This is a genomic window from Pleomorphomonas oryzae DSM 16300 (assembly GCF_000422965.1).
GTDB classification, from domain to species: Bacteria; Pseudomonadota; Alphaproteobacteria; order Rhizobiales; family Pleomorphomonadaceae; genus Pleomorphomonas; species Pleomorphomonas oryzae.
The window spans coordinates 20,131-45,357 of record NZ_AUHB01000008.1 but is presented as its reverse complement, the minus strand read 5'-3'; the positions used below and the strand labels follow the sequence as shown (position 1 = coordinate 45,357).

20 protein-coding genes are annotated in these 25,227 nt (G+C 63.8%); 11 read left to right on the top strand and 9 right to left on the bottom strand.

The features are described from left to right. Positions 1-64: 64 nt before the first annotated feature. Positions 65-1,372, bottom strand: a complete 1,308-nt coding sequence (locus G522_RS0114245; protein ID WP_169453526.1) for a tetratricopeptide repeat protein — start codon at positions 1,370-1,372, stop codon at positions 65-67. A 221-nt stretch (positions 1,373-1,593) separates the two neighbouring features. On the opposite strand from G522_RS0114245, the gene G522_RS0114235 reads away from it, so the two are divergent. From G522_RS0114235 to G522_RS0114220, 4 genes are all read left to right on the top strand, one after another. Then, a complete protein-coding gene (locus G522_RS0114235; RefSeq protein ID WP_026791624.1) occupies positions 1,594-2,646 on the top strand; it encodes a LacI family DNA-binding transcriptional regulator in 1,053 nt (350 codons plus the stop codon). Positions 2,647-2,889: 243 nt separating this feature from the next. Continuing rightward, the gene (locus tag G522_RS0114230; protein WP_026791623.1) at positions 2,890-3,714 is read left to right on the top strand and encodes an inositol monophosphatase family protein; all 825 of its coding nucleotides are present in this window, start codon (positions 2,890-2,892) and stop codon (positions 3,712-3,714) included. 124 nt (positions 3,715-3,838) lie between these two features. After that, on the top strand, positions 3,839-5,245 hold the full coding sequence (locus tag G522_RS0114225; RefSeq protein WP_210162923.1) for an MFS transporter: 1,407 nt from the start codon (positions 3,839-3,841) through the stop codon (positions 5,243-5,245). A gap of 60 nt (positions 5,246-5,305) precedes the next feature. After that, the gene (locus G522_RS0114220) at positions 5,306-6,613 is read left to right on the top strand and encodes a histidine-type phosphatase (protein WP_051228638.1); all 1,308 of its coding nucleotides are present in this window, start codon (positions 5,306-5,308) and stop codon (positions 6,611-6,613) included. A 97-nt stretch (positions 6,614-6,710) separates the two neighbouring features. Here G522_RS0114220 and G522_RS29020 read toward each other — a convergent pair whose 3' ends face one another. Next, positions 6,711-7,628: a LysR family transcriptional regulator gene (locus G522_RS29020; RefSeq protein WP_051228637.1), complete on the bottom strand. Its 918-nt coding sequence runs from the start codon at positions 7,626-7,628 to the stop codon at positions 6,711-6,713. Positions 7,629-7,711: 83 nt separating this feature from the next. On the opposite strand from G522_RS29020, the gene G522_RS0114210 reads away from it, so the two are divergent. From G522_RS0114210 to G522_RS29015, 4 genes are all read left to right on the top strand, one after another. After that, the gene (locus tag G522_RS0114210) at positions 7,712-8,113 is read left to right on the top strand and encodes an ester cyclase (protein WP_026791620.1); all 402 of its coding nucleotides are present in this window, start codon (positions 7,712-7,714) and stop codon (positions 8,111-8,113) included. Between the two features lie 872 nt (positions 8,114-8,985). Further along, positions 8,986-9,630 (top strand): TetR/AcrR family transcriptional regulator, encoded by a 645-nt coding sequence (locus tag G522_RS26905; protein WP_051228636.1) that lies wholly within the window; start codon positions 8,986-8,988, stop codon positions 9,628-9,630. 75 nt (positions 9,631-9,705) lie between these two features. Next, the gene (locus G522_RS0114200) at positions 9,706-10,911 is read left to right on the top strand and encodes an efflux RND transporter periplasmic adaptor subunit (protein ID WP_051228635.1); all 1,206 of its coding nucleotides are present in this window, start codon (positions 9,706-9,708) and stop codon (positions 10,909-10,911) included. After that, positions 10,908-14,429 (top strand): efflux RND transporter permease subunit, encoded by a 3,522-nt coding sequence (locus tag G522_RS29015; RefSeq protein WP_084633185.1) that lies wholly within the window; start codon positions 10,908-10,910, stop codon positions 14,427-14,429. Before G522_RS0114200 ends, G522_RS29015 begins: the two co-directional genes overlap by 4 nt. A 194-nt stretch (positions 14,430-14,623) precedes the next feature. On the opposite strand, the gene G522_RS29010 is transcribed toward G522_RS29015, so the two are convergent. Further along, positions 14,624-15,169, bottom strand: coding sequence for a hypothetical protein (locus tag G522_RS29010; protein ID WP_156886938.1), 546 nt, complete (start codon positions 15,167-15,169; stop codon positions 14,624-14,626). Between the two features lie 457 nt (positions 15,170-15,626). Between G522_RS29010 and G522_RS0114185 the strand changes: the two genes are divergently transcribed. Then, positions 15,627-16,529 (top strand): SDR family oxidoreductase, encoded by a 903-nt coding sequence (locus tag G522_RS0114185; protein WP_026791617.1) that lies wholly within the window; start codon positions 15,627-15,629, stop codon positions 16,527-16,529. A gap of 32 nt (positions 16,530-16,561) precedes the next feature. Here the strand turns inward: G522_RS0114185 and G522_RS26885 are convergent, their stop codons facing one another. Beyond that, the gene (locus tag G522_RS26885; RefSeq protein WP_051228634.1) at positions 16,562-17,083 is read right to left on the bottom strand and encodes a DUF2478 domain-containing protein; all 522 of its coding nucleotides are present in this window, start codon (positions 17,081-17,083) and stop codon (positions 16,562-16,564) included. A gap of 407 nt (positions 17,084-17,490) precedes the next feature. On the opposite strand from G522_RS26885, the gene G522_RS0114170 reads away from it, so the two are divergent. After that, positions 17,491-18,825, top strand: a complete 1,335-nt coding sequence (locus G522_RS0114170) for a globin-coupled sensor protein (protein WP_026791615.1) — start codon at positions 17,491-17,493, stop codon at positions 18,823-18,825. Positions 18,826-18,875: 50 nt separating this feature from the next. Here the strand turns inward: G522_RS0114170 and G522_RS0114165 are convergent, their stop codons facing one another. Continuing rightward, positions 18,876-19,667: a phosphatase PAP2 family protein gene (locus G522_RS0114165; protein WP_169453525.1), complete on the bottom strand. Its 792-nt coding sequence runs from the start codon at positions 19,665-19,667 to the stop codon at positions 18,876-18,878. Positions 19,668-20,246: 579 nt separating this feature from the next. Then, positions 20,247-21,269 (bottom strand): LacI family DNA-binding transcriptional regulator, encoded by a 1,023-nt coding sequence (locus G522_RS26880; RefSeq protein WP_036839388.1) that lies wholly within the window; start codon positions 21,267-21,269, stop codon positions 20,247-20,249. A gap of 156 nt (positions 21,270-21,425) precedes the next feature. Between G522_RS26880 and G522_RS0114155 the strand changes: the two genes are divergently transcribed. Beyond that, positions 21,426-22,601 carry an adenosylhomocysteinase gene (locus tag G522_RS0114155; protein WP_026791613.1) on the top strand — a complete coding sequence of 392 codons (1,176 nt, stop codon included), beginning with the start codon at positions 21,426-21,428 and terminating at the stop codon, positions 22,599-22,601. Here the strand turns inward: G522_RS0114155 and G522_RS0114150 are convergent. From G522_RS0114150 to G522_RS0114140, 3 genes are read right to left on the bottom strand one after another with little or no spacing between them, the layout of a single operon-like run. Continuing rightward, positions 22,568-23,299: an aspartate/glutamate racemase family protein gene (locus G522_RS0114150; RefSeq protein ID WP_026791612.1), complete on the bottom strand. Its 732-nt coding sequence runs from the start codon at positions 23,297-23,299 to the stop codon at positions 22,568-22,570. The genes G522_RS0114155 and G522_RS0114150 overlap by 34 nt on opposite strands. Positions 23,300-23,303: 4 nt before the next feature. After that, the gene (locus G522_RS0114145) at positions 23,304-24,206 is read right to left on the bottom strand and encodes an ABC transporter permease (protein ID WP_026791611.1); all 903 of its coding nucleotides are present in this window, start codon (positions 24,204-24,206) and stop codon (positions 23,304-23,306) included. Between the two features lie 2 nt (positions 24,207-24,208). Beyond that, on the bottom strand, positions 24,209-25,111 hold the full coding sequence (locus tag G522_RS0114140) for an ABC transporter permease (protein ID WP_051228632.1): 903 nt from the start codon (positions 25,109-25,111) through the stop codon (positions 24,209-24,211). Positions 25,112-25,227 lie beyond the last annotated feature (116 nt).

Here is a 25,227-nt window from a genome sequence, read left to right as displayed (position 1 = left end):
AAGCCGAAAGTCGAGATGGGGGTGTGAGGCGGCGGCTGGGAGCGAGATGTCTGCGGATGGGCAATTAGTGGTTCTGAAAGTATTCCTTGAATTCTTTCGCCTTGGCTGCTGTTTCGCGCAGGGACGGTTCAGCTGCCTCGCCATACCGGGTGATGACGTCGTCGAAGGCGGCAGTTGCATCATCGATGCGTCCAAACTCTCCAAACTTGATCGCCTTTTGCATGATCGCCATGGCGACGATTTGGCGCAGGGGAGACTTGGGTGACTTGCCAAAGTGGGCGATGATGTCGTCGAAGACGACCATGGCCTCGTTGTTACGCCCGAGCATGCCGAGCGTCACTCCCTTGTTAAATGACGCCTTGGCAACATTTTCGCGAACGGAGGATTCGATTGCCGTGCCGAAGCGGGTAATGACCTCGTCATAGGCGAGGATCGCGTCTTCGCGCCGATTAAGTGCACCGAGATAAGTCCCTTTGCTATAGAGCGCGTTGGAGACTGCTTCGCGCGCGGTCTGTGCGGGCGCCCCGCCATAACGGGCGACAAGGTCATCGCAGACCGCGAACGCTTCGTCGCTACGCCCCAGCGCAGTGAGCGCTATCATCTTGTCAAAGAGCGCCATGGCGACCTTCTCAGGCTGCGATAACTCGGTTGTTTCGCCAAAGTGGGCAATGACGTCGTCGTAGCTTGCGATCGCCCCCTCGTAGCGCTTCAGCGCTGCCAGCGTCATGCCCTTGTTGACCAGCACTCCGGCGATCGCCTTGCGAGTAGGCAAGTCGGCGTCCGTTCTGAAGCGGACAAGAAGATCATCGTAGACGGCGATTGCGTCCTCGTTGCGGCCCAGCGCTTCGAGGGTGACCCCCTTGTTCCTGAGTGCGTTGAAAACTTCTTCGCGCAGGTGGAGTTCAGTCGCCGTGCCGAAGCGGCCAATGACCTCATCGAAGACGACGATCGCATCATTGTAACGTCCAGACTCAGCGATCTTTATCCCCTTGTTCACAGATGCTCTTGCAACAAGTTCGCGCAGGGGCAATTCAGTGGCAGTCCCGAAGCGGGCAAGAAGGTCATCGTAGATGGCAATCGCTGAATCGCCACGGCCGAGGTTGCTCAGCGTGTCTGCGAGGCCCAAGAGAGCGGTAGCGGCAACCGTACGAGACTGCAGATCGGTCGCAGTGCCCAAACGGGCTATGATCTCGTCATACGCGGCAGTGTCTTTGTCGCCGGACAGGGTGAGGGTAGGGCTTGCCGCCGAGGCTGGCGCGGCGATGTTGGGCGAGCCGCCCAGCGCCATGGCAAAGGCGATAACAACGGTGGACCCGCTCAGACAACGTAAGGACTTCAGGAAGAAGCGGATCGGCGTAGCGGTGATGGGCATTGGGATAGGGCTCGACTGATGAAAGCCCATCGGTCGATCCGATTGGGTCACACCAGCTTATCTACCGGAGGTGGTATTTCAAGCGCAATCGAGATGGTGCCTTCCCGGATGCCGGCCCTGATTAGGCGCCAGCGCACGAGCGGCTTTGCTGGTGGTGTGCTTGAAGAGGGCGGTGAGCAAGGCTAAGGATCGTCGGGCCATAGCGGGGAGAGGGCCATTTCGTGACAGTCGACGACACAGCCAATGGGCCGTCCCACTGGGTCACCGCGGCCGATGTCGCCCGGCGGGCCGGAGTGTCGCGTTCGGCGGTGTCGCGGACGTTCACGCCCGGGGCGAGCGTCTCGCAGGAAACGCGCGAGAAGGTGATGGCGGCGGCCGAGGCGCTCGGCTACCGGGTGAACATCCTCGCCCGCAGCATGATCCAGCGGCAGAGCAACCTCGTGGGCATCGTGGTGTCCGGCTTCGCCAGTCCCTTCCTGCCCGGGATCCTGGCGCCGCTGGTGTCCGAGCTCGATCGGCGCGGACTGGCGCCGCTCTTGATGGACGCCCGACGCGCCGACAACGTGGAAGAATCCTTGCGCGATCTCCTGAGCTATCGGGTGGCCGGCGCGATCCTCACCTCGGGGACGCCGCCGATCGAGCTGGCAGAGGAATATTCCCGCCTGCACGTGCCGGTGGTGATGATCAATCGCATCGGCGATTTCGAGGGCGTCGACACGGTCGGCAGCGACAACCGCCGGGGTGGCGCCCTGGCCGCCGAATGCCTGCTCGCCTCAGGTGCCCGCCGCCTTGCCTATGTCAACCGTCCGACCGGCACCCATAGCGGCCGCGAGCGCGGCGCCGGCTTCTGCGAGGCGATGGCGCTGGTCGGGGCTGCCGGCGTCAGCTTCGAACTGATCGAGGCCGACCGGCCCGATTACGAGGGCGGCGTGACCGCGGCGCGACGGCTTCTCGACCGACCGGCCAATCTGCGGCCGGACGGCGTGTTCTGTTCGACCGACGAGCTGGCCTTCGGGCTGATGGACGTCGCGCGCGGCGCGTTTGGCCTGACGGTGCCGGGCGACCTCGCCGTCGTCGGCTTCGACGACATTCCGATGGCCAGGGCTGGCGCCTATGCGATGACCACCATTCGCCAGGATACGACGGGGCTGGCGCAGCGGGCGGTGGCTCGCCTGGTCGAGCGGATGGAAGCGCCGAGCCTTCCGTCTCGCGCCGATGTGCTGCCGGTGACACTGGTTGAGCGCCGGTCGCATCTCCTCGCGTCGGCCGGCTGATCCTCTATCCGGTTGTTCTCGTATCCCGCCGAAAGGCGTTGACAGATCCAGGAACACATGGTGAATTGCACTCGTGTGCATCAACGGCGAGTGTCGAGCCATCTAGAATGGGGGCGCGCTAGCCCTGGTGCGGGTGGAGAGTATTCCGCAGTGTGCAGCCGAATAATTGGATGGCTTGAGGCCTGTCCGATCGATCCGGCTTGTTCTCAAGCTCGACATATGATGCCGATTGGAGGTGAACACGTGTTCCAGGAGCAAAATCCGGCGATTGTGGTGCGTTACGAATTGGCGCGCCGCATCGCCCGCGAAGCCGGCCGTACCGCGATGGGGTATTTCAGGCAGCGCGACAAGCTGGTCATCGAATTGAAGGGCGTGCAGGATATGGTCAGCGTCGCCGACCGGGCGGTGGAGACCTTCGTCCGATCGCAGATCCTTGCCGCTTTCCCTGACGATGCTGTGCTCGGCGAGGAATATGGCGGCGACAGAGGCAAGGCCGATTTCGTCTGGGTGGTCGATCCGATCGACGGTACGGCCTGTTTCGTCAACGGCATGTTTTCCTGGTGCGTGTCCGTTGGCGTCGTGCTGCGCGGCGAGCCGGTGATCGGCGTCGTCTACGACCCCAATGCCGACGAGGAGTTCCACGCGAGGGCCGGCGGCGGCGCCTTCTGCAATGAGGCGCCGATCCGCGTCCATCCCGGTCAGACCCTGAAGGACGGCGTGCTCGGCGTCGGCACGTCGTTTCGTGTCGGCACCGAGGACTTCATCCCCTTCCTTGAGCGGGTGTTGCTTGATGGCGGCATGTTCATCCGCAACGGTTCCGGTGCGCTGATGATCTCCTATGTCGCCGCCGGTCGGCTGATCGGTTATTTCGAGCCGCACATGAATGCCTGGGATGCCCTTGCCGGGCTGGTGCTCGTCCGCGAGGCCGGGGGCGCCACCAACGATTTCATGGCCGGCAACGGGCTAATCCGCGGCAATCCGATGCTCGCCGGAAATCGCAAGATCGCCGACCGAGTGGCGCGCCATTCCGGCCTTTCTCTGACGGCCCCGGAAATGGAGCTCTGCTGACCCGATCAAGGCAAGGATCTCAAGTGTTTCGATTTGCACACGTGTTCACTTAACGGGTGCGCAACAAGACCCCGGCATCGTCGCGTTGGAGGCGTGGCGATCGGCCGGTTGGGAGGAGACAATCATGACCGATACCGCACGACCCGCCGAACTCACCGGCGTGGAGGAAGACATGAGCGGAACACCGAGGCGCAGCCGTCTCGGCTTCCTGGCGTCCGGGCCGGATGTTCCGGTGATGGCCGACCAGCGGGAGATCGACCGGCTCTACCGGTCCCACCGCATCCGGGTGATGGTCGGCATCACGCTCTGCTACGGCTTCGCTTACACCTGCCGGCTGTCGCTCGGCATGGTCAAGAAGCCGCTGATCGACGCCGGCATCTTCACGGCGTCCGATCTGGGCACCATTGGCTCGGCGCTATTCTACACCTATGCCTTCGGCAAGCTGTTCAACGGCTTCCTCGCCGACCACGCCAACCAGAAGCGTTTCCTGGCGCTCGGCTTTCTGCTGTCGGCACTCGCCAATTTCGCCATGGGCTTTTCGGCGACGCTTCTGGTCGCCACGATCGCCTGGGGGCTGAATGGCTGGTTCCAGAGCTTCGGTGCGCCGTCGTCCGTCGTTGCCATGACTGGCTGGTTCTCCAATAAGGAACGTGGCCGTACCTACGGCATCTGGAGCACGGCACACTCTATCGGCGAGGGCCTGACCTTCCTGGCGACCGGCTTCTTCGTCGCCTGGTTCGGCTGGCGGGCCGGCTTCTGGATGCCGGGCGTCGTCGGCGTTCTCTCGGCGATCGCAGCCTATTTCCTGGTCCAGGATCGCCCCAGAACGATGGGCCTACCCGCCGTTGCCGATTGGAAGAATGATCATGGCGAGGTGAAGCCCAAGAAGGAAATGGGCTCGGTGTTGCGCGCCCAGCTGGCGGTTCTGAAGCTGCCGGCCATCTGGGTGCTGGGTGTGGCGAGTGCCCTCAACTACGTGACGCGTTACGCCATCGACGGTTGGGGCGTGCTCTATCTCCAGGAAACGCAGGGCTACTCCATCACCGCCGCCGGCACGATCCTGATGATCAGCACGCTCGCCGGCATGGCCGGCGCCATCGCCTTTGGCTTCCTGTCGGACAATACCTTCAAGGGTCGCCGTCCCCCGGCCAACCTGATCTTCGGCCTCTTGGAGATCACCGGCCTGTTGCTGTTCTTCTTCGGCCCGCAGTCGACCGCCATGATCGTCTTCTCGATGCTGCTGTTCGGGGCGGGGCTCACCGGCCTCGTCACCTCGCTCGGCGGCCTCTTCGCGGTCGACATCTGCTCCAAGCGGGTGGCCGGCGCCGCCATGGGCGTGATCGGCGTCTTCTCCTACCTCGGCGCTGCCTTGCAGGAGAACATCTCCGGCCGTCTCATCCAGAACGGCACCACCATGGTGGATGGCGTGCGCCACTATGATTTCTCGGCCCCGATCATCTTCTGGATCAGCTCGGCGGTGTTGTCGCTGGTGCTGGCGACCTGCCTGTGGCGGACCAAGATCGCCGACTGAGACAACGGGGCGGAAGGATCACCTTCCGCCCGCCTTCCGTTCCTCATGATGGAGAGCACGATGAAAGCCTCCTTTGCATCTGCTTGTCTTGTTGTGGCGTTGACGATCGCTCCGGCCGCGCTGGCCGCCGACGGCGATCAGATCGAGAAAGTCGTCGTCCTGATGCGTCATGGCGTGCGCCCGCCCACCAACACCGCCGACATCACGCCTTTTGCCGCCGAACCCTGGCCGGACTTCGGGGTTGCCGACGGTATGTTGACACCCCACGGTGCCGAGGCTGCCAAGCAACTCGGCGCCTGGGAACGTGGCTGGCTCGGCGAGCGTGGTCTGTTCACCGCCAATGGTTGCCCGGCGCCGGCGGATGTGTTCGCCTGGTCAAGTCGTGAGTTGCAACGGACGACCGATACCGGCAAAGCCTTCCTGGAGGGCATGTTTCCAGGATGTGCGCTGACGGTTGGCCGAAGCGCCGGAAGCGGGCCGGACCCGCTGTTCACCGCCAGCGAGACCGACGTCGGACGCCTGGATCTCGCTGCAGGCAAGCAAGCCATCCTTGAGCGGATGGGAGGCAGCTTCGATGCGCCAAAGCTGCGCGTCGCCGGCCTCATGGGGGAACTGGAGACGGTAACCGGCTGTTGCGCGGTGAGCGTCTGTCAGAAGGTGTTGGGCCGCAACGAATGCCGCTTCGACGAACTTCCCTGGGCGATCGAGCCGAGTTCCGAAAAGCGCAACCTTAAGATCACCGGCCCGCTTTCCACCGCGGCCACCATGTCCCAGGTCTTCCTTCTCGAGTATGCGCAAGGGCTGCCGGCCGACAAGGTTGCGTGGGGGCGGGCGTCGAACCGGGCCGATGTCGTCCGGCTGTCGGAATTGAGAAAGGTGAAATACGAGTATTTTGAGCGCGTACCCTATATCGCTCGGCGGGGTGCGTCCAACATTCTGGCCCAGATTGCTACCGCGCTGACCCACGATGTCGGCACATCCATCGGTCTCGATCTCGCGGGGCCGCCGCCGGCGAAATACACGCTCTATGTCGGCAGCGACACCCAGATCGCGGAGATCGGCGGCATTCTGGATCTGCACTGGCAGGCGGAGGGATTTCTGGACGACGAGACGCCTCCCACCGGCGGCCTCATTTTCGAGCGGTTGCGGCGAGCCGACGGCAGCAGATCGGTGCGCATCAGCTTCGTGACGCCGACGCTCGACCAGATCCGTGGGGACGCCGTGCTCGCCAAAGACGCCGGTCCCTCGATCTCTCCGGTGACTGCCCCGACTTGCGGAGAGGCACGGGACTGCCCTCTCGATCGGTTTGCCGCCTTCATCGGCGAGCGGATCGATGCGAGCGCTGTCGCTCAGCCCGACTACCGCTGAGCGCTCATCCTCGGCATTGGCATCCACCCGATGCCAATGTCATCGCCCCCTGCGGTTTCCAAGCGCTGGCGTCGACGGGAAGATCAGGGCGGAAGGATCACCTTCCGCCCATCTCGCCGATCCAATCCCCCAGAAAGCTGGCGACAGTGCGCAGAAGCGGATCGTCCTTGCGGGACTCGTGGTAGCAGAGCCAGACGGGCGAGGCGAAGCTCGGCAGGGCGCGGCAGAGGACGAGGTCCGGCTCGGGCGACGCGGCAAGCGCGGGCAGGGCTGAGAGGCCCATGCCGGCCTTGGTCGCGGCGGTGAGGCCTGACACCGAATTCGACCGATAGGACACCTTGCCATTGCCGGCCTGCGACAACAGCCAGACGTTGGGTGCCGTGGCTGCCATGGTGCCGTCGCCGGCGATGATCGGGAAGGCTCCGACGTCGGCTTCCGAGCGTGGCTCTCCTTGCCTTTCGATGAGGGACCGGCCGGCGTAGATGCCCCAGACCGAGTCCATGATCCGCCGTCTGATCACCCCATCCCGTTCGTCGGCGCCGCCGGCGCGGATGGCGAGGTCGGCCTCGCCGGCGGCAAGATCCAGCCGGGCATCGGTGGCGACGATCTCGATCCGTATGTGCGGGTGTCTGTCGCGCAGCGCGGCGACGGCCGGCGCCACGAGCCGTGCGACGGCCAGCTCCGTTGCGGTGATGCGGACGGTGCCGGAGAGCTGGCGGCGGTGTTCCTCCACCTTGCCGAGGAGCGCATTGGCCTGACGCTCCATAGCTTCGGCCTCAGGCAGCAAGGCCTCACCGTCGGCGCTGAGGCGATAGCCTTGTTGATGCCGGTGGAACAGCTTGAGACCCAGCTCGCCCTCAAGGTCGCCGATGCGACGCATGACGGTGGTCTGATTGACGCCGAGCGCCCGCGCCGCCTTCAGCGTCGAGCCGTGACGGGCGGTGAGGATGAAAGCGCGGAGGTTGTTCCAATCGAACATGCCCACATTCTGCATCAACGCAGAACCGAACTGCAAGCGTGCGGCTCGTTGGGGGCGGGCGTTTCGTCTAGATGCACCGGCGTCGGAGCCTGCCGTCGGCGGGCATCTCAGGAGGAACCATGTCGGACATCAGTGCCAGAAAACAAGTCGTGTGGAACTATGTCGAGGCCATGAATGCTGGGGATTTCGAGCGGCTTGCGTCGCTGTTCACGCCGGACGCCGCCATCCATGGCGTGGTCGGCAAGGGGTCGGTGGATTTTGCCATGCCCGTGTGGAAGGATCTGCACGCAGCGCTTGAAATGCACCTCACCGTCGAGGAAATGATCGAGGAGGGCGACGTGGTCGCCGTCCGCTTCAAGGAAACGGGCACATCTGTCGCCCCCTTCCGCGGCTTTCCGGCTACCGGCAAGAGCTTCGAGCTGACGGCCATCGAATGGTTCACGCTGGACGGCGATCGGATCGCCAGCCGCCATGGCGTACGCGACAGTGCCTCGCAGGCGAGGCAGCTCGGCTGGGCGTGATACCTCTGGCGGTGAGAAAGCCGGCTGCATCTTTTCAAAACAAAAACGCCGGTCGCGATGGCCGGCGTTTCGTTTCATTGCACTTGAACCACAAGTCCGGGGCGGCGCCGATCGGCGTGGGGCTACGGAGGAGCGCCGCCTCCTTGGTTTCCCTGCGTCAGGACTGGCGGGGAGAGACGAGGCCGGCCCAGTTCACAGGAAGTTGAATGTAGCGACTTACATGGCAACATGCCCCGCTCCATCCGGTTGGGATGAAACGAGGCATGCGCTTCCTCGATCTGATGATCATCGCGCCCATAGCAGTAAAGGGGCCGGACCATCAGTCTTCGTGCGACATTCATGGGTTGTCGCACCGACAGGTAGGCAATTCCTAGAACTGGAGGTCACTCAAGGAAGCTATTGTCCAGCGAATTCTTGCCTCAATCGAGGATCGATTGCGTAAGTTCACCGGTCACCTCCTTTCGTTTGTTGTTGACAGGAGGGAGCATGAACCCGATTTCACAGCATCGCAAGTCAAAAACAAAGCTGACTGTTGATATCCGTATTCGATCAGAGGCGCCGGTGTGCGATTGGCATTCTCCGGGAGCCGGCAACAATTCCAAGTCGCCTCAAGCTGTTAGCTAACAAGTCACTCTATTTCTGCCAAATCGCCAGGTATCGGTGATCGGGGGTGAACGATCAGCCGGCTATCCCTCTTGTATTGACGCAGGCCAGACACAATTCTATGCGAACGAACGTTCGTTCGCACGATGAGGGCTTGGTCGGCGGAAATAGAGGCTTCGCTGGAAATGCCCTCTCGCTTTTTGTCGTTTTATGTTCTGCCGCAAGGCGGCGGTCGATTTTGTCGCGGTTGCGAGGGCTCGGGGGGCTTCATGAACTTCAATGCGGCTCATACGCTATCGGCGCATCAGGACGAGCGGCGCGCCCGCATCCTCGATGCAGCGCGCACCTGCTTCTCTCGGGCTGGCTTCCATCGCACGTCGATGCAGGAGATCTGCGCCGAGGCCAAGATGAGCCCTGGCGGACTCTACCGTTATTTCGCTTCCAAGGACGCGATCATCGAGGCGATCGCCGAGGAAGAACAATGTGCCGGCCGGCGCATCCTGGAAGTGATGCTGGAACCCGGCTCGCTGCACGACCGTCTCCTGCGCTGCGGCCTTACCTATATCGAGACCATGCGCGACCGCCGGGCGGTGCAGATGATGCTGGAGGTCTACGTCGAGAGCATGCGCAACACGGCGGTCGGTGCCTTTTTCGCCAAATGCGAAGAAGAGAACCGCCAGTTGATGCACGAGGTGTTCAGACGCGCCAAAGCGACGGGTGAGATCGCCGCCGATGCCGACATCGACACCATCATGATGACGCTGGTTGCCTTCGCCGACGGCGTCATCCTGCGCATGGGTCTCAATCCCGACTACGACGTCGAGCGGGCGGAGACGATCCTGTCGCGCGTTGTCACCGCGGTGTTGGAAAATGAAGCGTCGACGTCGCCTCGCCCCTTGGAAACGCAGGGGTGAAGCCACATGTCATCGCGGATTAACTTTTGGTCATGCTTTAGGGCCGGCACGAACCGGCCACGGGGACGTTGCGTCATGAAGTTCTGGGGTATGCCTTTGGCCGGTGCGTTGCTGGCCAGCAATATCGTAACGTTTCCGGCGCTGGCTGAGGAAGCGGCGGCTGCCGCTACACCATCCGCCGCTGCCGCGCAGGAGGTGGTGCCGACGGTCAGTGTCGTCAAAGCCGACCGACAGGCGTTGAGCCAGAAGGTGATCGTCACCGGAACGCTGGTGGCGCGCGAGCAGGTTCTGGTGACGCCGGGCGTCGAGGGCCTCAAGATCGAAAGCATTGCCGTCGACGCCGGAGATCGGATCGAGGCAGGCGCCGTGCTGGCGCGTCTCGCCGTCGATACGATCGACGTGCAACTGGCCCAGAACACCTCGCAGCTCGCTTCTTCCGATGCGCAGATCGCTCAGGCGCGCGCCCAGATCACGTCCGCCGAGGCATCGGCGACGCAGTCCAGCAAAGCGCTGGAGCGCGGGCAGGCGTTGGTGGGGACCAATGCCATCGCCAAGGAAGCCTTCGAGCAGCGGCAGTTGGCGGCCGATCAGGCCAACGCCCAGGTCGCCGTTGCCCGGCAGACTCTGGCCTCCGCAGAGGCCGGACGCAAGCTGATCGAGGCGCAGCGGGCCGAGCTCGAGCTTCGCCGTTCCAAGACCGAGATCAAGGCGCCGCGCGCCGGCCTCGTCCTGAGCCGTAACGCCGTGGTCGGGCAGGTCGCTGCGGCCAGTGGCAATCCGCTGTTCGTCATTGCCGAGAATGGCGACATCGAACTCGACGCCGATGTCACCGAGACGCTGCTGCCCGAGCTCAAGGTCGGCCAGAAAGTGGCGGTGCAACCCTCTGGATCGGCCACCGTGGTCAAGGGCGTTGTCCGCCTGGTGCAGCCGGAGATCAACGCCGCGACCCGCCTCGGCAAGGTACGCATCGCGCTGCCGGCCAGTGAGGAGCTGCGCGTCGGCGCCTTTGCGCGCGGCACCGTCGAGGTTGCCCATAGCGAAGGCTTGGTGCTGCCGGTGACGGCGGTGACCGACGAGGACGGCGTGCCGACCGTGCAGGTGGTGAAAGACGGCGTCGTCGACACGCGCAAGGTCAAGACCGGCCTCACGGATGCCGGCCTGATCGAAGTGAAGGACGGCGTTGCCGAGGGCGAGCTGGTGGTTTCCAAGGCCGGGACGTTCCTGAGGGGCGGCGACAAGGTCAAGCCGCAAGTTATCGAAGGCGCGGGAGTGAAGGGATGAACTGGAATTTTTCCGCCTGGGCGATCCGTAATCCCGTTCCGCCCATCCTGCTGTTCGTCTGCCTGATCGCGCTGGGGCTTTACTCCTTCGCCAAGCTGCCGATCACCATGATGCCGAACATCGACCTGCCGCTGATTTCGGTGACCATCACCGATTCAGGCTCGGCACCGTCGGAGCTTGAAACGCAGGTGACCAAGCCGGTGGAGGATGCGCTCGCCGGCATCTCCGGCGTGCGCCACATCACATCGACCATCACCGACGGCGTATCGACCACCGTGGTCGAGTTCAATCTGGAAGTTGCCACCGACCGGGCGCTCAATGACGTCAAGGACGCAGTGGCCGAGATCCGTAGCGAACTGCCCGGCACGATCGACGAGCCGGTGAGCCGCCGCATCGACGTCGAGGGCCAAGCGATCATCACCTATGCCGCGGCATCGCCTGCTATGACGCCGGAGGAACTCTCCTGGTTCGTCGATGACAAGGTGATCCGCGACCTGCAGTCGGTGAGCGGCGTCGGCCGAGTCGAGCGCATGGGCGGCGTCAAGCGCGAGATCCAGGTGCAGCTCGATCCTGACAGGCTGATGGCGCTCGGCATCACCGCGGCGCAGGTCAATTCGGCGCTGAAGGCGGTCAATATCGACCTCTCGGGCGGCAAAGGCGAGGTGGGCGGCCAGACGCAGGCCGTGCGCACGCTGGCCAGCGCCCATTCGATCGCCGATCTCGCGGCGACGCGCCTGCCGCTCGCCGACGGCCGCAACGTCCGCCTGTCCGACGTCGGCAAGGTGGTCGACCTCTGGGCCGAGCCCAAGTCGTTCGCCCGGCTGGACGGCCGGCCGGCGGTGGCTTTCGCCATCTACCGCGCCAAGGGAGCGAGCGACGCCTCCGTGTCGGTGGCTGTCGGCAAGGTGGTCGACAAGCTCAGCAAAGAATATCCCAACGTGTCGATGAAGCGCATCGACGATTCCACGGTGCAGACCTACAACAGCTTCGAAAACTCGATGAAGACGCTGATCGAGGGCGCGCTGCTCGCCGTCATCGTCGTCTTGCTGTTCCTGCGCGACATCCGGGCCACCATCATCTCGGCCATCGCGCTGCCGCTATCGGCCATTCCCACCTTCTTTGCGCTCGACATCCTGGGCTTCTCGCTGAACATGGTGAGCTTGCTCGGCATCACGCTGGTGACCGGTATCCTGGTCGACGACGCCATCGTCGAGATCGAGAACATCGTCCGCCACATCCGCACCGGCAAGAAGCCTTATCGGGCGGCGGTGGAGGCGGCCGACGAGATCGGCCTTGCGGTGATCGCCATTTCGACGACCATCATCGCCATCTTCTCGCCGGTCAGCTTCATGCCCGGCATTCCCGGCCAGTATTTCCGGCAATTCGGCCTGACCGTGGCGATCGCGGTGTTCTTCTCGCTGCTCACTGCCCGCCTGATCACGCCGATGCTGGCCGCCTATTTCATGAAGACGCCCTACACCGGCGACGGCGAAGACGGCCGGCCCGTCTATCGCGGCTTCGTGTGCACGGCGCTGCGTCGCCTCATCTGGTTCGTGCCGCTCGGCGTGCTCGCCTATTTCGGCATCAACTGGCTGAAGGACCACGGCCCGCTGGGCGACAAGTCCGGCATCTTCGAGGGCGTCGACGCCACCGTCGATTTCCTGACCCGTTCCGGTGGCGAGATGACCGCGCTGTGGGTGGCGGTCGGCGTGGTGTTCTTCGCCCTGTTCTCGGCCTGGCTCACCCGGCCGCACCCGGAAGAGCACGAGGGCGGTCCTTTCGTGCGCGCTTATACCGCCTTCCTGAGAGTGACGCTGTGGTCGCCCAGGCTCAGGGTGCGCGGGCACGTGCTGCGCGTGCCGCTGATGCCGGCGATCACGATCATTGCCTGCCTTATCACCTTCTTCGTCGCCATGTGGCTCGCCTCTAAGCTGCCGACCGAGCTGTTCGCCCCTGGCGATCAGGCCCGCATCGTCACCTCCATCGAACTGCCGCCGGGCTCGACGCTCGACGACACGCAGGGCGTGACCGACGGCATCAGCCAGCGCATGCACGCTTTCCCGGAAGTGAAGAGCGTGTTCGTAATGGGCGGCACCTCGCCGACCGGCACGCTGGAAACACGCCGCGCCGCCGTCATCGTTCACCTGGTGCCACGCGACGAGCGCACGCAGACGCAGAAGCAGATGGAATACAAGGTGCAGCAGGTGCTGCGTTCCATTCCCGACATCCGCTTCTTCTTCGTCAACGAGCGCGGTGACCGCGAGGCGACCGTCGGCGTGCTGGGCAAGAACGGCGACGCCGTGGCCAAGGCGGCGGCGGCGCTGGAGAACGACATGCGGGGCGACCCGATGTTCTCCAACCCGTCGGCGCTGTCGTCCTTCGCCCGGCCGGAGATCCGCGTGACGCCGCGTCCCGACATCGCTTCCGACCTCGGCGTGTCGACGGACGCGCTGTCGCAGACGTTGCGCGTCGCCACCGTCGGCGATGTCGACAGCAACCTTGCCAAGTTCACCGACGGCGACCGGCAGATCCCGGTGCGCGTCGAGCTTGACACCGCCGCGCGCGGCAATATCGAGACGCTGGCCGCGCTGAAGATCCCGACTTCCTCGGGCACGCCGGTGCCGCTATCGGCGGTGGCCGATATCGGCTTCGGCCAGGGACCGTCGACCATCGACCGCTATGACCGGTCGCGCCTCGTCAAGGTGGGGACCGACATGATGCCGGGCTACACCTCCGGTCAGGGGCTGGACCGGATCAACGCCCTGCCGGCGGTGAAAGCCTTCCCGGCTGGCGTCAGCATCCAGAACACCGGTGACGCCGAAATTCAGGCCGAGATCTTCGAGGCGTTCGCCGTGGCGATGATCTCGGGCCTGACCATCGTGTTCATCGTGCTGATCCTGTTGTTCAACAGCGTGTTCCAGCCGATCACTATCCTGGGCTCCATTCCGCTGTCGATCGGTGGCGTGGTGGCGGCGCTGCTGATCACCGGCTACGCGGTGTCGATGCCGGTGATCATCGGTATTCTGATGCTGATGGGCATCGTGACCAAGAACGCCATCATGCTGGTGGACTTTGCGGTGGAGCGGCAGAAGCACGGCCTCAGCGAAGCCGAAGCGATCATCGACGCCGGCCGCAAGCGCGCCCGCCCGATCGTCATGACAACCATCGCCATGGTGGCCGGCATGTATCCGGCGGCGCGCGGCACCGGTCAGGGCGCCGAGTTCATGGCGCCGATGGCGGTGGCGGTGATCGGCGGCCTCCTGGTGTCGACGGTGCTGTCGCTGGTGTTCATCCCGTCCTTCTACCTGATGATCAACCGGCTCAACCGCTTCGTCGCTTGGCTGTTCGGCAAGCTCGCCTCGCCGAATGAGTCCGACGAGCCGTCCGAGCAGGCTGACGTGCACGCCGAGCCGCAGCCGACCGTTCCGACCCGTCCGCATCTCGTGACGTCCTCGGTGCAACCGGGCCCTAGGCCCACGCTGCTCGGCCCCGACGGCATGCCGATCGCCGCCGAGTGAGGATGAATTTGTGAAAGTTGGAAAATCGCGTTCTTCACGGAAGTGAAGGGCGCGGTTTTCGTTTGGGTGGGCCACCGGGAGACGATCTGAAGGTTCCTGACGTCACCACTGAGACCATGGACTTCGGTGCGCAGGTGATGTGCGAGATAAGGAAATAGGCCTTCCTGACCGGTGGTCAGGGTAAGTCAAGATCGCTACGGTCGCAGCTTGCCCCATGCCAGATCGGCGGTGACTTCGCGGACCGACACCTGGCGGGCTTTCTCGTTCTCGATGATCCAGGCCTGCTGGTCGCTGCTGACCGTCGCGCGGAAGTCTCCGTGGTCGTAAGTCAGTGTGAACAGGCCCGTACAGAGGTTGCCTGCGTCGTCCGTCTCGACGAGTTTGCCGAAAATATCGAAGGCGCGGCCGATCGAGGAAATTCTGAACTCCAGCATGTATCGCGCCGCGTCGAGCGCTGTTTCATTGATGAGGCGAACGCGATTGGCGATGCCGTTGCCGAAATGGGCGCGGGCAATCTCGACGGACTTGGAATTGGCAGCCTGGAGGGCAGTGTTGACCGACGATACGCAATTCTCGAGGTCGTCGATGTAGCTCCAGCCGACGGCGATGGCGGCTTCTCCGGAGCTGAATGCAACCGGCTCGGCGGAGGGGGCAAGCATTTCTGCGATGTCCTCGAGAAGGGAGGCGCTGGCTTCGGCGATGGCATAGCTCAAGCGGGCAGGGCTCGTAATGACGGGCATCGCGTCTGCGCCCAGGAATCCCAAGCCGGCCTCGGGAAACTTGTTCGGGGAACGAGCGGTTGCCATGATCGAGCCTCGCATCGCGTTCCGCCGCGATCGTCATGTTCGCGCCGAACCGATTGAGCCGAAGCCTCATGCCACGGGACGAAGGTTGGAGGCGGGAATTCCGCCTCCTGTCATTTTTGACATTGAGGCTTGCGCCAGGCTGGAGCGAGGCTTTGGAAGCCCTTGATGGCGAACGGCCTGTTTGGAGCATAGCCAGCGATCCCAGGTCGTCGACATGCCTGTGATCTTGGTGCTTTCAGGAAGATCCCGCTGGAGTGCCACGCAAGGCTCGCCGGATGAACCGAGCCGGCCGCCGCTACCCTGTTAGGCGTTATACCCCGATAAGGTCACTACTTTTACCGTGAAAGCCATCCGCTAGTCTCATCGCATCACAACAGCGGAGAGTACTGCGATGCGTGTATTTCTGACGGGCGCGACGGGATTCATCGGTTCGCATATCGTGCCGGAGCTTCTGGCGGCCGGGCACGACGTTCTGGGCATGACGCGTTCCGAGCGGGGCGCCGAGGCCCTCAAGGCGGCCGATGCGGCCGTCCACCATGCCGCTCTTGAGGATCTCGACAGCATCCGAGCCGGCGCTGCCGGGGCCGACGCGGTGATCCATACCGCCTTCGACCACGACTTCAGCCGGTTCGTCGAGAATTGTGAGAAGGACCGGCGGGTGATCGGCGCGCTGGCAGACGTCCTCAAGGGCTCAGACCGGCCGCTGATCATTACCTCGGGCGTCGGCATGGGCGAGCAGGGGCATGGCGCGCCGGCCATCGAGACAGTATTCAACACCGCGCATCGCAATCCGCGCATTGCCTCCGAGGAGGCCGGCAACGCGGCGCTGGAGGCAGGGGTAGACGTCCGCGTGGTGCGTCTTCCGCAGGTGCACGACACCGTCAAGCAAGGGCTTGTCAGCCCCTACCTCGCCATCAGTCGCGAGAAGGGTGTCGTTGCCTATGTCGGCGATGGCGCCAATCGCTACTCGGCGGCGCATGTCACGGATGTTGCCAAGCTCTACGCTCTCGCCCTCGACAAGGGGCGGCGCGGCGAGCGCTACAATGCGGTGGCCGAGGAGGGCGTACCGATGCGTCGGATTGCCGAGGTCGTGGGAGCCGGTCTCGGCCTGCCAGTGAAATCGTTGTCGCCAGAGGAGGCCCAGGCGCATTTCGGCTGGTTCGCCCTGTTTGCCGGCTTTGACTTGCCGGCGTCGAGCGAGCTGACCCGCCAGCGGCTCGGCTGGAAGCCGGTTGGCCCCGGCCTGGTCGAGGATCTCGAGCGCATGGACTATTCGGCACACGCTGCCGCCTAGAGCACTGCCGACAAGTTTCGGGACTTCTGCGGCTATTTCACCGCTTGGGCGAGCTGGCGATCGCCTTCGGTCGCGCCCCTTGCCCAGGCGAACGCGCTGGCCTCGTCCGGCGGCAGGTCGGTGCCGAGGCCACCATGGAAGGCTGCCCAGGCGGCGGTGTGCTCGACGCGGACGCCCGCGAGAAGCGGAACGCCCGCCAGCAGCGCTCGGCCGAACAGCGAGCGGAAGCCGCCGCCCTCGATTTCCCTTATGCCGAAGCGGCTGAGGATCAAGAGGTCGAGACCGGCGTCGATCTGCCGTTCCAGATTCGCGGCAATGTCGGCCATGATCGAGGTGTCAAGCTTGCAGGAGGTGGACAGCGGCCCGAGGTTCTGGGTGATTGGCCGGATGGCGCCGCTGGAAAGATCAAGGAGCGAGAGCCCCTTCTCCGGGTCACGCACCTGCGCCACGCCGCCGACTCGCGCGCCAGTAGCAGCAAGGGTACGCGCGATGCTGGCGAGCAGGGTGTCGATGTCCGTTCCGGGCGGATAGAGTATGCCGGCGACGGGTGTCATGATTGAGTTCCTTCAGGCGGAGGAGCCGCTTGTTTCGATCGGTCCGACCCTATCGTCTTCGCTACCGCTGTTCCATAGCGTGGTGGCGGGGCGAGCAAAATCACGGTTTCCGGCGAGCCATGTTTTGCCTCGTCGATGAGGGCGCACAAATTGAGAGCTTCGCTGGCGCACCGCGGGAAATAGAGGAACAGGCTCGCATCCTCGATCGCGCCGGCGATCTGGCTGGCTGGAAGGATGTGGCTATCGAGACGTGCCTCGAGACGCCTGCCCGACGCGCAGCTCTGCTGGATATGCTCCTAAAAGTGAATCGGCTGCCCACGGAGATTCAGAATTTGTAAATCACGCGCATAGATAGTGAATGAAGTTATGGATTCGTGAAATCCCTTATCGGACTTGCGGAGGGTTGCATGGCTGCTTTGGACGTTTTTGAGGGCCACACAAAGGCCTATGCCATCGACGACGCGGCCTGCTCCGATATTCGTGCCGTCTGGGCAATTCTCGACAATCAGATGGCTGATATCCTGACCGCCTTCTACAGGCGTTGGGAACGGGAACCCAAGCTGGCCGCCCTGATGCGGGGGCATATCGACCACCTGAAGAAAGCACAATACGAGCACTGGAAGCGGCTGTTTTCAGCCCGCTTCGACAAGGACTATTTCGAGAGCGTGCACCGCGTCGGCCTCGCGCACGTCCGCATCGGGCTGGAGCCGCATTGGTATATCGCCGGTTACAACGACGTGTTGCAGCAAGTGGCCGTCATTTTGGGCCGAAACGCCCGCCTATCGGGCCCCAAGGCGGCGCGGATGATCGGCGCGGTCACCAAGGCCATACTGCTCGACATGGATATCGCGGTCTCGGTCTATGGCGAGACGCTGATCGAGCAGATCTCCAACCGGCAGGATCGTGTGCAGGCGGCGATCGGCGATTTCGACGCCTCGATCAATGCCATGCTCGGCAAGCTGGCCAAAATGACGTCCGACCTTGGCGTCAACTCCAGCGAACTCGAGGCGCAGGCGGCGTCGGTGATCACCCGCTGCGACAGCATTCGGGTGTCGCAGCAGGCAGCCGGCAACGGTATTGCAACAACCGCCGCCGCCACCGAGGAGTTGCATGCCTCGATCGGCGAAATAGGTCGCCAGGCCGAGGCGTCGCTGAACGTGTCCTCCAAGGCGGTAGACGGCGCCCGTCGCACTGCGGCGTCGGTGAAGGGGCTTTCAGACGCGGTCGACAAGATCGGTTCGGTGGTGGAGCTGATTTCCTCCATCGCTGCCCAGACCAATCTTCTGGCGCTCAACGCCACCATCGAGGCGGCGCGGGCCGGCGAGGCAGGCAGGGGCTTCGCCGTTGTCGCCGCCGAGGTGAAATCGCTTGCCTCTCAGACGGCGTTGGCGACCGAGGAGATCACCAGCCAGATCGCCGCCATCCAGCAGGCAACGCAGCAATCGGTCAGCGATATCTCCGGCATCACCGAGACGGTCGAGGAAGTGGCACGCATCGGCACGGCGATCTCTGTCGCCGTCGAGCAGCAGTCGGCGGCGACCGCCGACATCGCCAGCTCGGCGATGGGTGTCTCGAAGTCGTCCGAAAATATCGCCGCTTCGATCGGCGATCTGATCGGCGCGGGCCAGAAGACCACCGTCTCGGCCGAGCGCATATCTTCAATCTCCCACGAGTTGGTCCAGCAGGCCGACGTGCTGAAAGAGAACGTCACGACCTTCACGGCCAAGGTGGCGCAGAGGTAGTGACTTCTTGCTTGCGTCGCGCAAGCCCATGTCGATCCGGCTGAGTTTCCTCAGCCGGGCGATGCGGCATGAGGTTGAACGGTCGACGTCCGGCCCAGTAGAGCGGGATGGCACAACACCAGCCAGAAACTGACCATAACGATGATCGAGAAATAGCCGTCGATGGCATAGTGCCAGACGAACAGCACCGAGCCGATCTGCACCAGGATCACGATGGTGACGCCGGCGATGGCCAGGATCCGATCGATTTCGGCAGCGACGAGGGCGCAGAGCGTCATCATGGCCACGTGCAGGCTTGGAAAAGCTGAAATTCCCATGCCGAAGCCGGACGAATGGGACACGTAGAGACCCCAGAGATAGGTCTGCAGGTCGCGAATGCCTCTGCCGTCCGAAAGCGTATGTGCGCCGACCGTTGCAAGCACCGAGGCGAAGCGATCCTTGTTACCGGTCACCTCCGCGAAGAAGGCCGGGCCGGCACTGATGGCGAGCCATGCGACGACGTTGCCGAGGATCACCCAGGCAAAGATATAGCCAATGAAGAACCGCTTGCGGATCTGACGGCTGGGGGCTGCCACCGCCATCCAAAAGACGAAGCCGCCGACCCACAGCAGCCAGCCGGGGCCGTAGAAGAAGGCGAACAGGCGCCAGACGGAGCCATAGTCAAGGATGCGATGGAGGAGAAACGCCGGGTCGGTGCCGAAGTGCAGCCAGCGGTCGAAATCGGCAAGCGGGATGTCGGCATAGAAGCCGTGGAGGCCAATGAAGGATTTCATGGCCGTGAATGTCGCCATGAAAGGAACGAGGGCCAGAAGCAGCGCATAGCCCGCCAGGATGCGTGCCATGCGGCGGTTGTCGCAGCGGGCTCGAAACCAGGCTGTCGGGTGGCGCGGATCGTCCAGCAGGGATCTCGCCAGTAATCCGACCATGATGAGGCCTGGGAAAACCAGTATGTTGAGTATCACCAGGGTGAGAAGGTACTCCCGGTAAATACTTGCAAATATATGGCCGGCTGGGAGCAGGATCGCATTGGCGAGAATAACGTAGGCGCTTATCATCAAGTAGATATGGCGATCGCCGCGAAGCTCTTTTTGGGTGAGGGCCAGGACTTCATGCATAAAAGCCCCTCATACGCCATATATCTGCATGAAGTGCTCGCCGGGTCGGACGACGCGACCCGATCGAACGGCATCTGTGCCAGCAAATGGTTCAGGATATTTGGGTGGCAACCGGATGCCCCAAGCTGGTTGTGAGCGGTTTAGCTTGGATATTCTGGCATTGCGCTTATTGATACTCCCCTAACGGGCCGTATGCAGTTTTCGCAATTCATAGAAGTATATTTGCGGTGAGATGTTTAGGGCGCCTTGGAAGCCGCTCATCACCCGGCATCCCACCAGATGGCCCCTGGTCAGAAGCCGGAACTCTTAGCCGTTGCCATGTCGCGCCGTCGATTGGCGCAGGATGAGGCTGAGCTCCACCATCGTCGGCTTGGTCCGCGTGCTCTTGCCGTCGAGCTTGCTCAGAAGGCGCCTGATCGCCTCGCGTCCCAGCCGGTCGGCGGGGATGTTCACGGTGGTCAGCTCGGGATGGAGCAAACGGGCGAGTTCGACGTCGTTGAAGCCCACCACCGACAGATCGTCGGGAATGGAGAGGCCGAGTTGCCGGGCGGCACGATAGGCCGCCCCGGCCAGGAGATCGTCGTCACAGGCAATTGCCGTGACGCCGGTGGCGATCAACTGCCGTGCCGCTTCGGTCGCGGCGTCGATCTCGAAGGTCGATGCGGCGTGCCATAGGGGATCGGTGGTCAGGCCGATGCGTTCGATCTCCGCCAGGAAGGCTGCGTGGCGACTGCGGAAGGTGAGCTTGGGATAGAGCGCGGCGAAGTGACCGATCTTGCGGTGTCCAAGCCCTGCGAGATGGCCGACCACCGATTTCATGGCGGCGTCGATGGTGAGGTCGACGCCCGAAAGGCCGGGCGTTTCGCTCTCGACCATGACGATGCGGTCGGCGACGTCGGCGAACTTCGCTTCCGCCTCGGCGTCGGGCGTGTAGGTGATGCAGCCGGCGATCAGGCGGCTGCGGATCATGCCGACCAGCCGCTCGCTCCACAGCGGATCGGTGGCCGTGTCAACCAGCAGAACCGAGTAGCCCTTCTCGCGGGCCGCGACCTCGGCAGCTACCAACACCTCACCGAAGAACGGCTGCTGGATATCCGGAACGGCGAAAGCCAGCGTTTTGCCGACGCCGGTCCTGAGCATCTGGGCCGACACGTTCGGCTGGTAGCCAAGGCGGGCGGCGGTTGCCTGAATGAGCTCACGGGTTGCCTGGGATACACGTCCCTCGGCCTTGCCGTTCAGGACGAGGGAGACCGTCGACTGCGAAACGTTGGTTTCGCGTGCCACGTCGCGGCTCGTCACTGGCAGGTTCGCCTTGTCGTTCCCGGCCACGCTCGTTCCTCTTCGCCCGCTGCCCTCCACAGAGACATATCCCAAGGACGCATCCCTTGTGAACAGGTAAGTCATACGTTTGACTCAAGGGAGGGAGTTGGTCTAGTCATACGTTTGACTGTCGATCGACGACATCGCAACTTCGGAGGAAGTCCCATGGCCAACAGGATCGAATGGGTGGGGGCGAACACCCGCCTTCTAAGGCAGATCGCGGCGGAGTTTCGTGAAACGCGACCGTTTGCCGGCATGACCATCGGCACCGGCATCCATCTTGAGCCCAAGACCGTCGCCCTTCTGCTCACGCTGAAGGACGGTGGTGCCAGGCTGGTGGCAACGGGCAATCTCAACACGACCCAAGCCGACGCCGTTGCCTACCTCAGGGAACGCGGCATCACGGTCATCGGCGAGGCGACGCGCGATTCCATCAAGCACCAGGGATTCCTCAGGGAAGTGCTGGCGAGCCAGCCGGACATTCTGCTCGACAATGGCGGCGACCTGTTCGATCTCTGGCGGCAGGCCCCGACTGGCAACCTCATTGGCGGCACGGAAGAGACGACGTCCGGCCGGGCGCGGCTCGAACCCTTGCGGTCCTCGCTCAACCTGCCGATCCTCGTCATCAACGACAGCCCGATCAAGCAGTTCGCCGAAAACGAACACGCCGTCGGCCAGAGTGTCCTCGAATCCTACATGCGCATCACCAACCGGGTGACCAACGGCCAGCGGGTGACCGTATTCGGCTATGGCGCCTGCGGTCGCGGCGTAGCGCTGAACTTCAAGGGCGCGCATGCCAAGGTCAGCGTCGTCGATCGCGATCCGCTGAAGCGCCTGCAGGCCCATCTCGACGGCTACGACACGCCGCCGCGGGACGAGGCGATCGTCAGCGCCGACCTGATCGTCACCGTCACCGGCGGCGGACGCATCCTCGGGGACAAGGACATGCCGCTGTTCAAAGACAACGTCATTCTCGCCAACGCCGGTCACTTCCCGACGGAGATCGACAATGCCGCGCTTACCGGTAGTTCTGAAGTCGTCGCGACCGACGTGTTTTCCGACGGCATGGCCAGCCTGAAGCTCAGGGATGGCCGGACGATCCACATCATCGCCGAGGGGCACATGGTCAATCTGGCCGGCGCGCGTCCGCTCGGCAACTCCATCGAGTCGATGGATCTCGGCTTCGCTTTGCAGGCCCGTTGCCTGGAGGCGGTGGCGCTGCGGCGTGTCGATGCGGCAAGCTGCGTCGTTCCCGTGCCTGATGACATCAACGAACGGGTGGCCAACGCCTATCTCGATCTTTGTTATCAAAGTGCGAAATCTGCCAGCAGCCCGGCGTAGGGCTTGGGCGGCGAGGGGCGCCAGGCGCCGAGGCGCGAGGTGCGGTGGCCGAGCCGCACCAGCGTTTCCATGAGGCCGACGGCGGCGGCGACGCCGTCGATGACCGGCAGGCCGTGCTGGGCCGACAGCTCGGCGGCAAGATCGGCCATGCCGGCGCAGCCGAGCACGATGGTCTCCGCGCCTTCCTCGGCGATGGCCGCGTCGATTTCGCGAGAAATTCTGGCACAGGCGGCGGGGTTCCGCTCTTCGAGCGACAACACCGGCACGTCGGCGGCGCGGACGCGGGCACAGCGGCTCTTGAGGCCGTAGCGAGAGAGGTTGTGCTCGATCGGCCGGATGGACAGCGACAGCGTCGTCACCACCGAAAAGCGATCGGCGACCAATGTTGCGACATGGAAGGCGGCTTCGCCGATACCGATGACCGGCGCGGTGGCGACGGCGCGGGCGGCGTCGAGGCCGGTGTCGTCGAAGCAGGCGATGACATGGCCGTCGGCCCCCTCGGCATCGGCGGCGCGGATGGCCTGGAGAAGGCCGGGCAGGGCCAGCGCCTCGTCGTAATAGCCTTCGATGGAAGCAGGGCCCATGGGCGACTGTCCGGCGATGATGTCGGTGCCGACGGCGGCCACGGCGCGAGCGGCGGCGGCGATCTTGTCCGTCATTGCCTCGGTGGTGTTGGGGTTGACCACGTGAATGCGCATCGGCTCACACCATGCCCTTTCCGGCGTCTGAGCCTTGCGCGGCCTGTCGGCGCTGCAGAACACGGATGGTCAGCACGGCGATGAGGATCACCGTGAAGGACACCACCGAGATCACCGTGCCCAAGGCGTAGATGTCGGGCTGGGTGACGGTGGTGGTCAGGCCCTGCAGGTCGAGCGGCAGCGTGTTGACCGGGCCGATCGCCTGGCTGGAGCGGGCGAGTTCGTCCCAGCTCAGCGTGAAGCCGAACAGACCGATGCCGACCACGGACGGGGCGATGATCGGCAGCACCACGTGACGGAAGGTCTGCCAGGGCGTGGCGCCGAGATCGCGGGCGGCTTCCTCGAGGCGCGGGTCGAAGCGGTTGAAGATGGCGAACATGATCAGCAGGCCGAAGGGCAGCGTCCAGGTGAGATGGGCGCCGAGGCCGGAGGTGTAGAGCCCCATGGCCGTCTGCCAGTTGTCGGCAATGTCCTGCAGGCCCCAGTCACCGAAGTGGTTGATGATGTAGTCGTCGAGCAGGCGGAACTCCAAAGCGATGCCGAGCGAGGTGATCAACGACGGCACGATCAGGCTGGCGATCGCCACGTAGAACAGCAGCGCCTGGCCGGCGAAGCGGCGGCGGAAGGCCATGCCGGCGGAGACCGAGATCACCACCGTCAGCACCATCACCGTCACGCCGAGGCCGAGCGAGCGAGTGAAGGAGGCGCCGATGTCGATGATGCCGTTGCCCTGCCAGAGCTTGGCGAACCAGGTGAGCGACACGCCGTTCATCGGGAAGGTGAGGCCGCCCTGCGGTCCCTGGAAGGACAGGATGTAGATGGCGATCATCGGCCCGTAGAGAAACAGCACGTAGAGGCCGAAGAAGAAGGCCAGGAACCAGAAGGCTTTCGAGCGCCCTTCGATCATGGTCAGAGCTCCTTGCGGATGTCGACGAGCTTGGTCAGCGCGGCGATGATCAGGAAGGTGACGCCGAGCAGGATCACTGCGTTGGCGGCGGCGGCCGGGAATTGCAGGGCGTCGAGCCGGGTCTGGATGATCTTGCCGGCCGAGGCGATCTGCTGGCCGCCCATGACGCCGACGGTGACGAAATCGCCCATGACGATGGTGATGACGAAGATCGAGCCGATGACGATGCCGGGCTTGCAGAGCGGCACGATGACGTTCCACAGCGTCTGCCAGCCGCTGGCACCGGCGTCATAGGCCGCCTCGATCAGCGAGCGGTCGATGCGGATCATCGAGTTGAAGATCGGCACCACCATGAAGAAGGTGAACAGGTGGATGAGGGCCAGGATCACCGAGAACTGGGAATAGAGCAGCCAGTCGAGCGGCTCGTTGATGGCGCCGATCGCCTGAAGGAACGAGTTGACCAGCCCGTTGCGGCCGAGCAGCGGGATCCAGGCGATCATGCGGATGACGTTGGAGGTCCAGAAGGGGATGGTGCAGATCAGGCTGAGGATGATCTGCCACTCCTTGGACTTCACCTCGAAGGCGAGGAAGTAGGCGACGGTGAAGCCGATCACCAGCGTCGCCGCCCAGACGATGGCGCAGAATTTCAGGGTTTGCAGATAGGTCTTGGCGATGGTGCAGAGGCCGGGCAGCTCGGCAAGGCAGCCCTCGAAGCTGTCGGTATAGCCGCGCCCCGACAGCATCGGCAGCATCTGGTAGTCGTTGTAATCCCAGAAGCTGACGATAACGACGAACAACAGCGGCAGCACGAAAAAGGCGAGGAAAACCAGCGCCAGCGGGCCGGCCTGCAGCCAGGCTATGAAGGAGGAGCGGGCCGAGTTTTCCTGCATGGCGGCGGCTTTCATTGAAAGGATTTGCCGGGGTGGTTCCTCCCAAGCGGGGAGGAACCAAGCTGGTATCGCGACGTCAGAGCCTGGCTTGAAACTCGCTGGGGCGCGGCAGATGGCGATGAGTTCGAGAA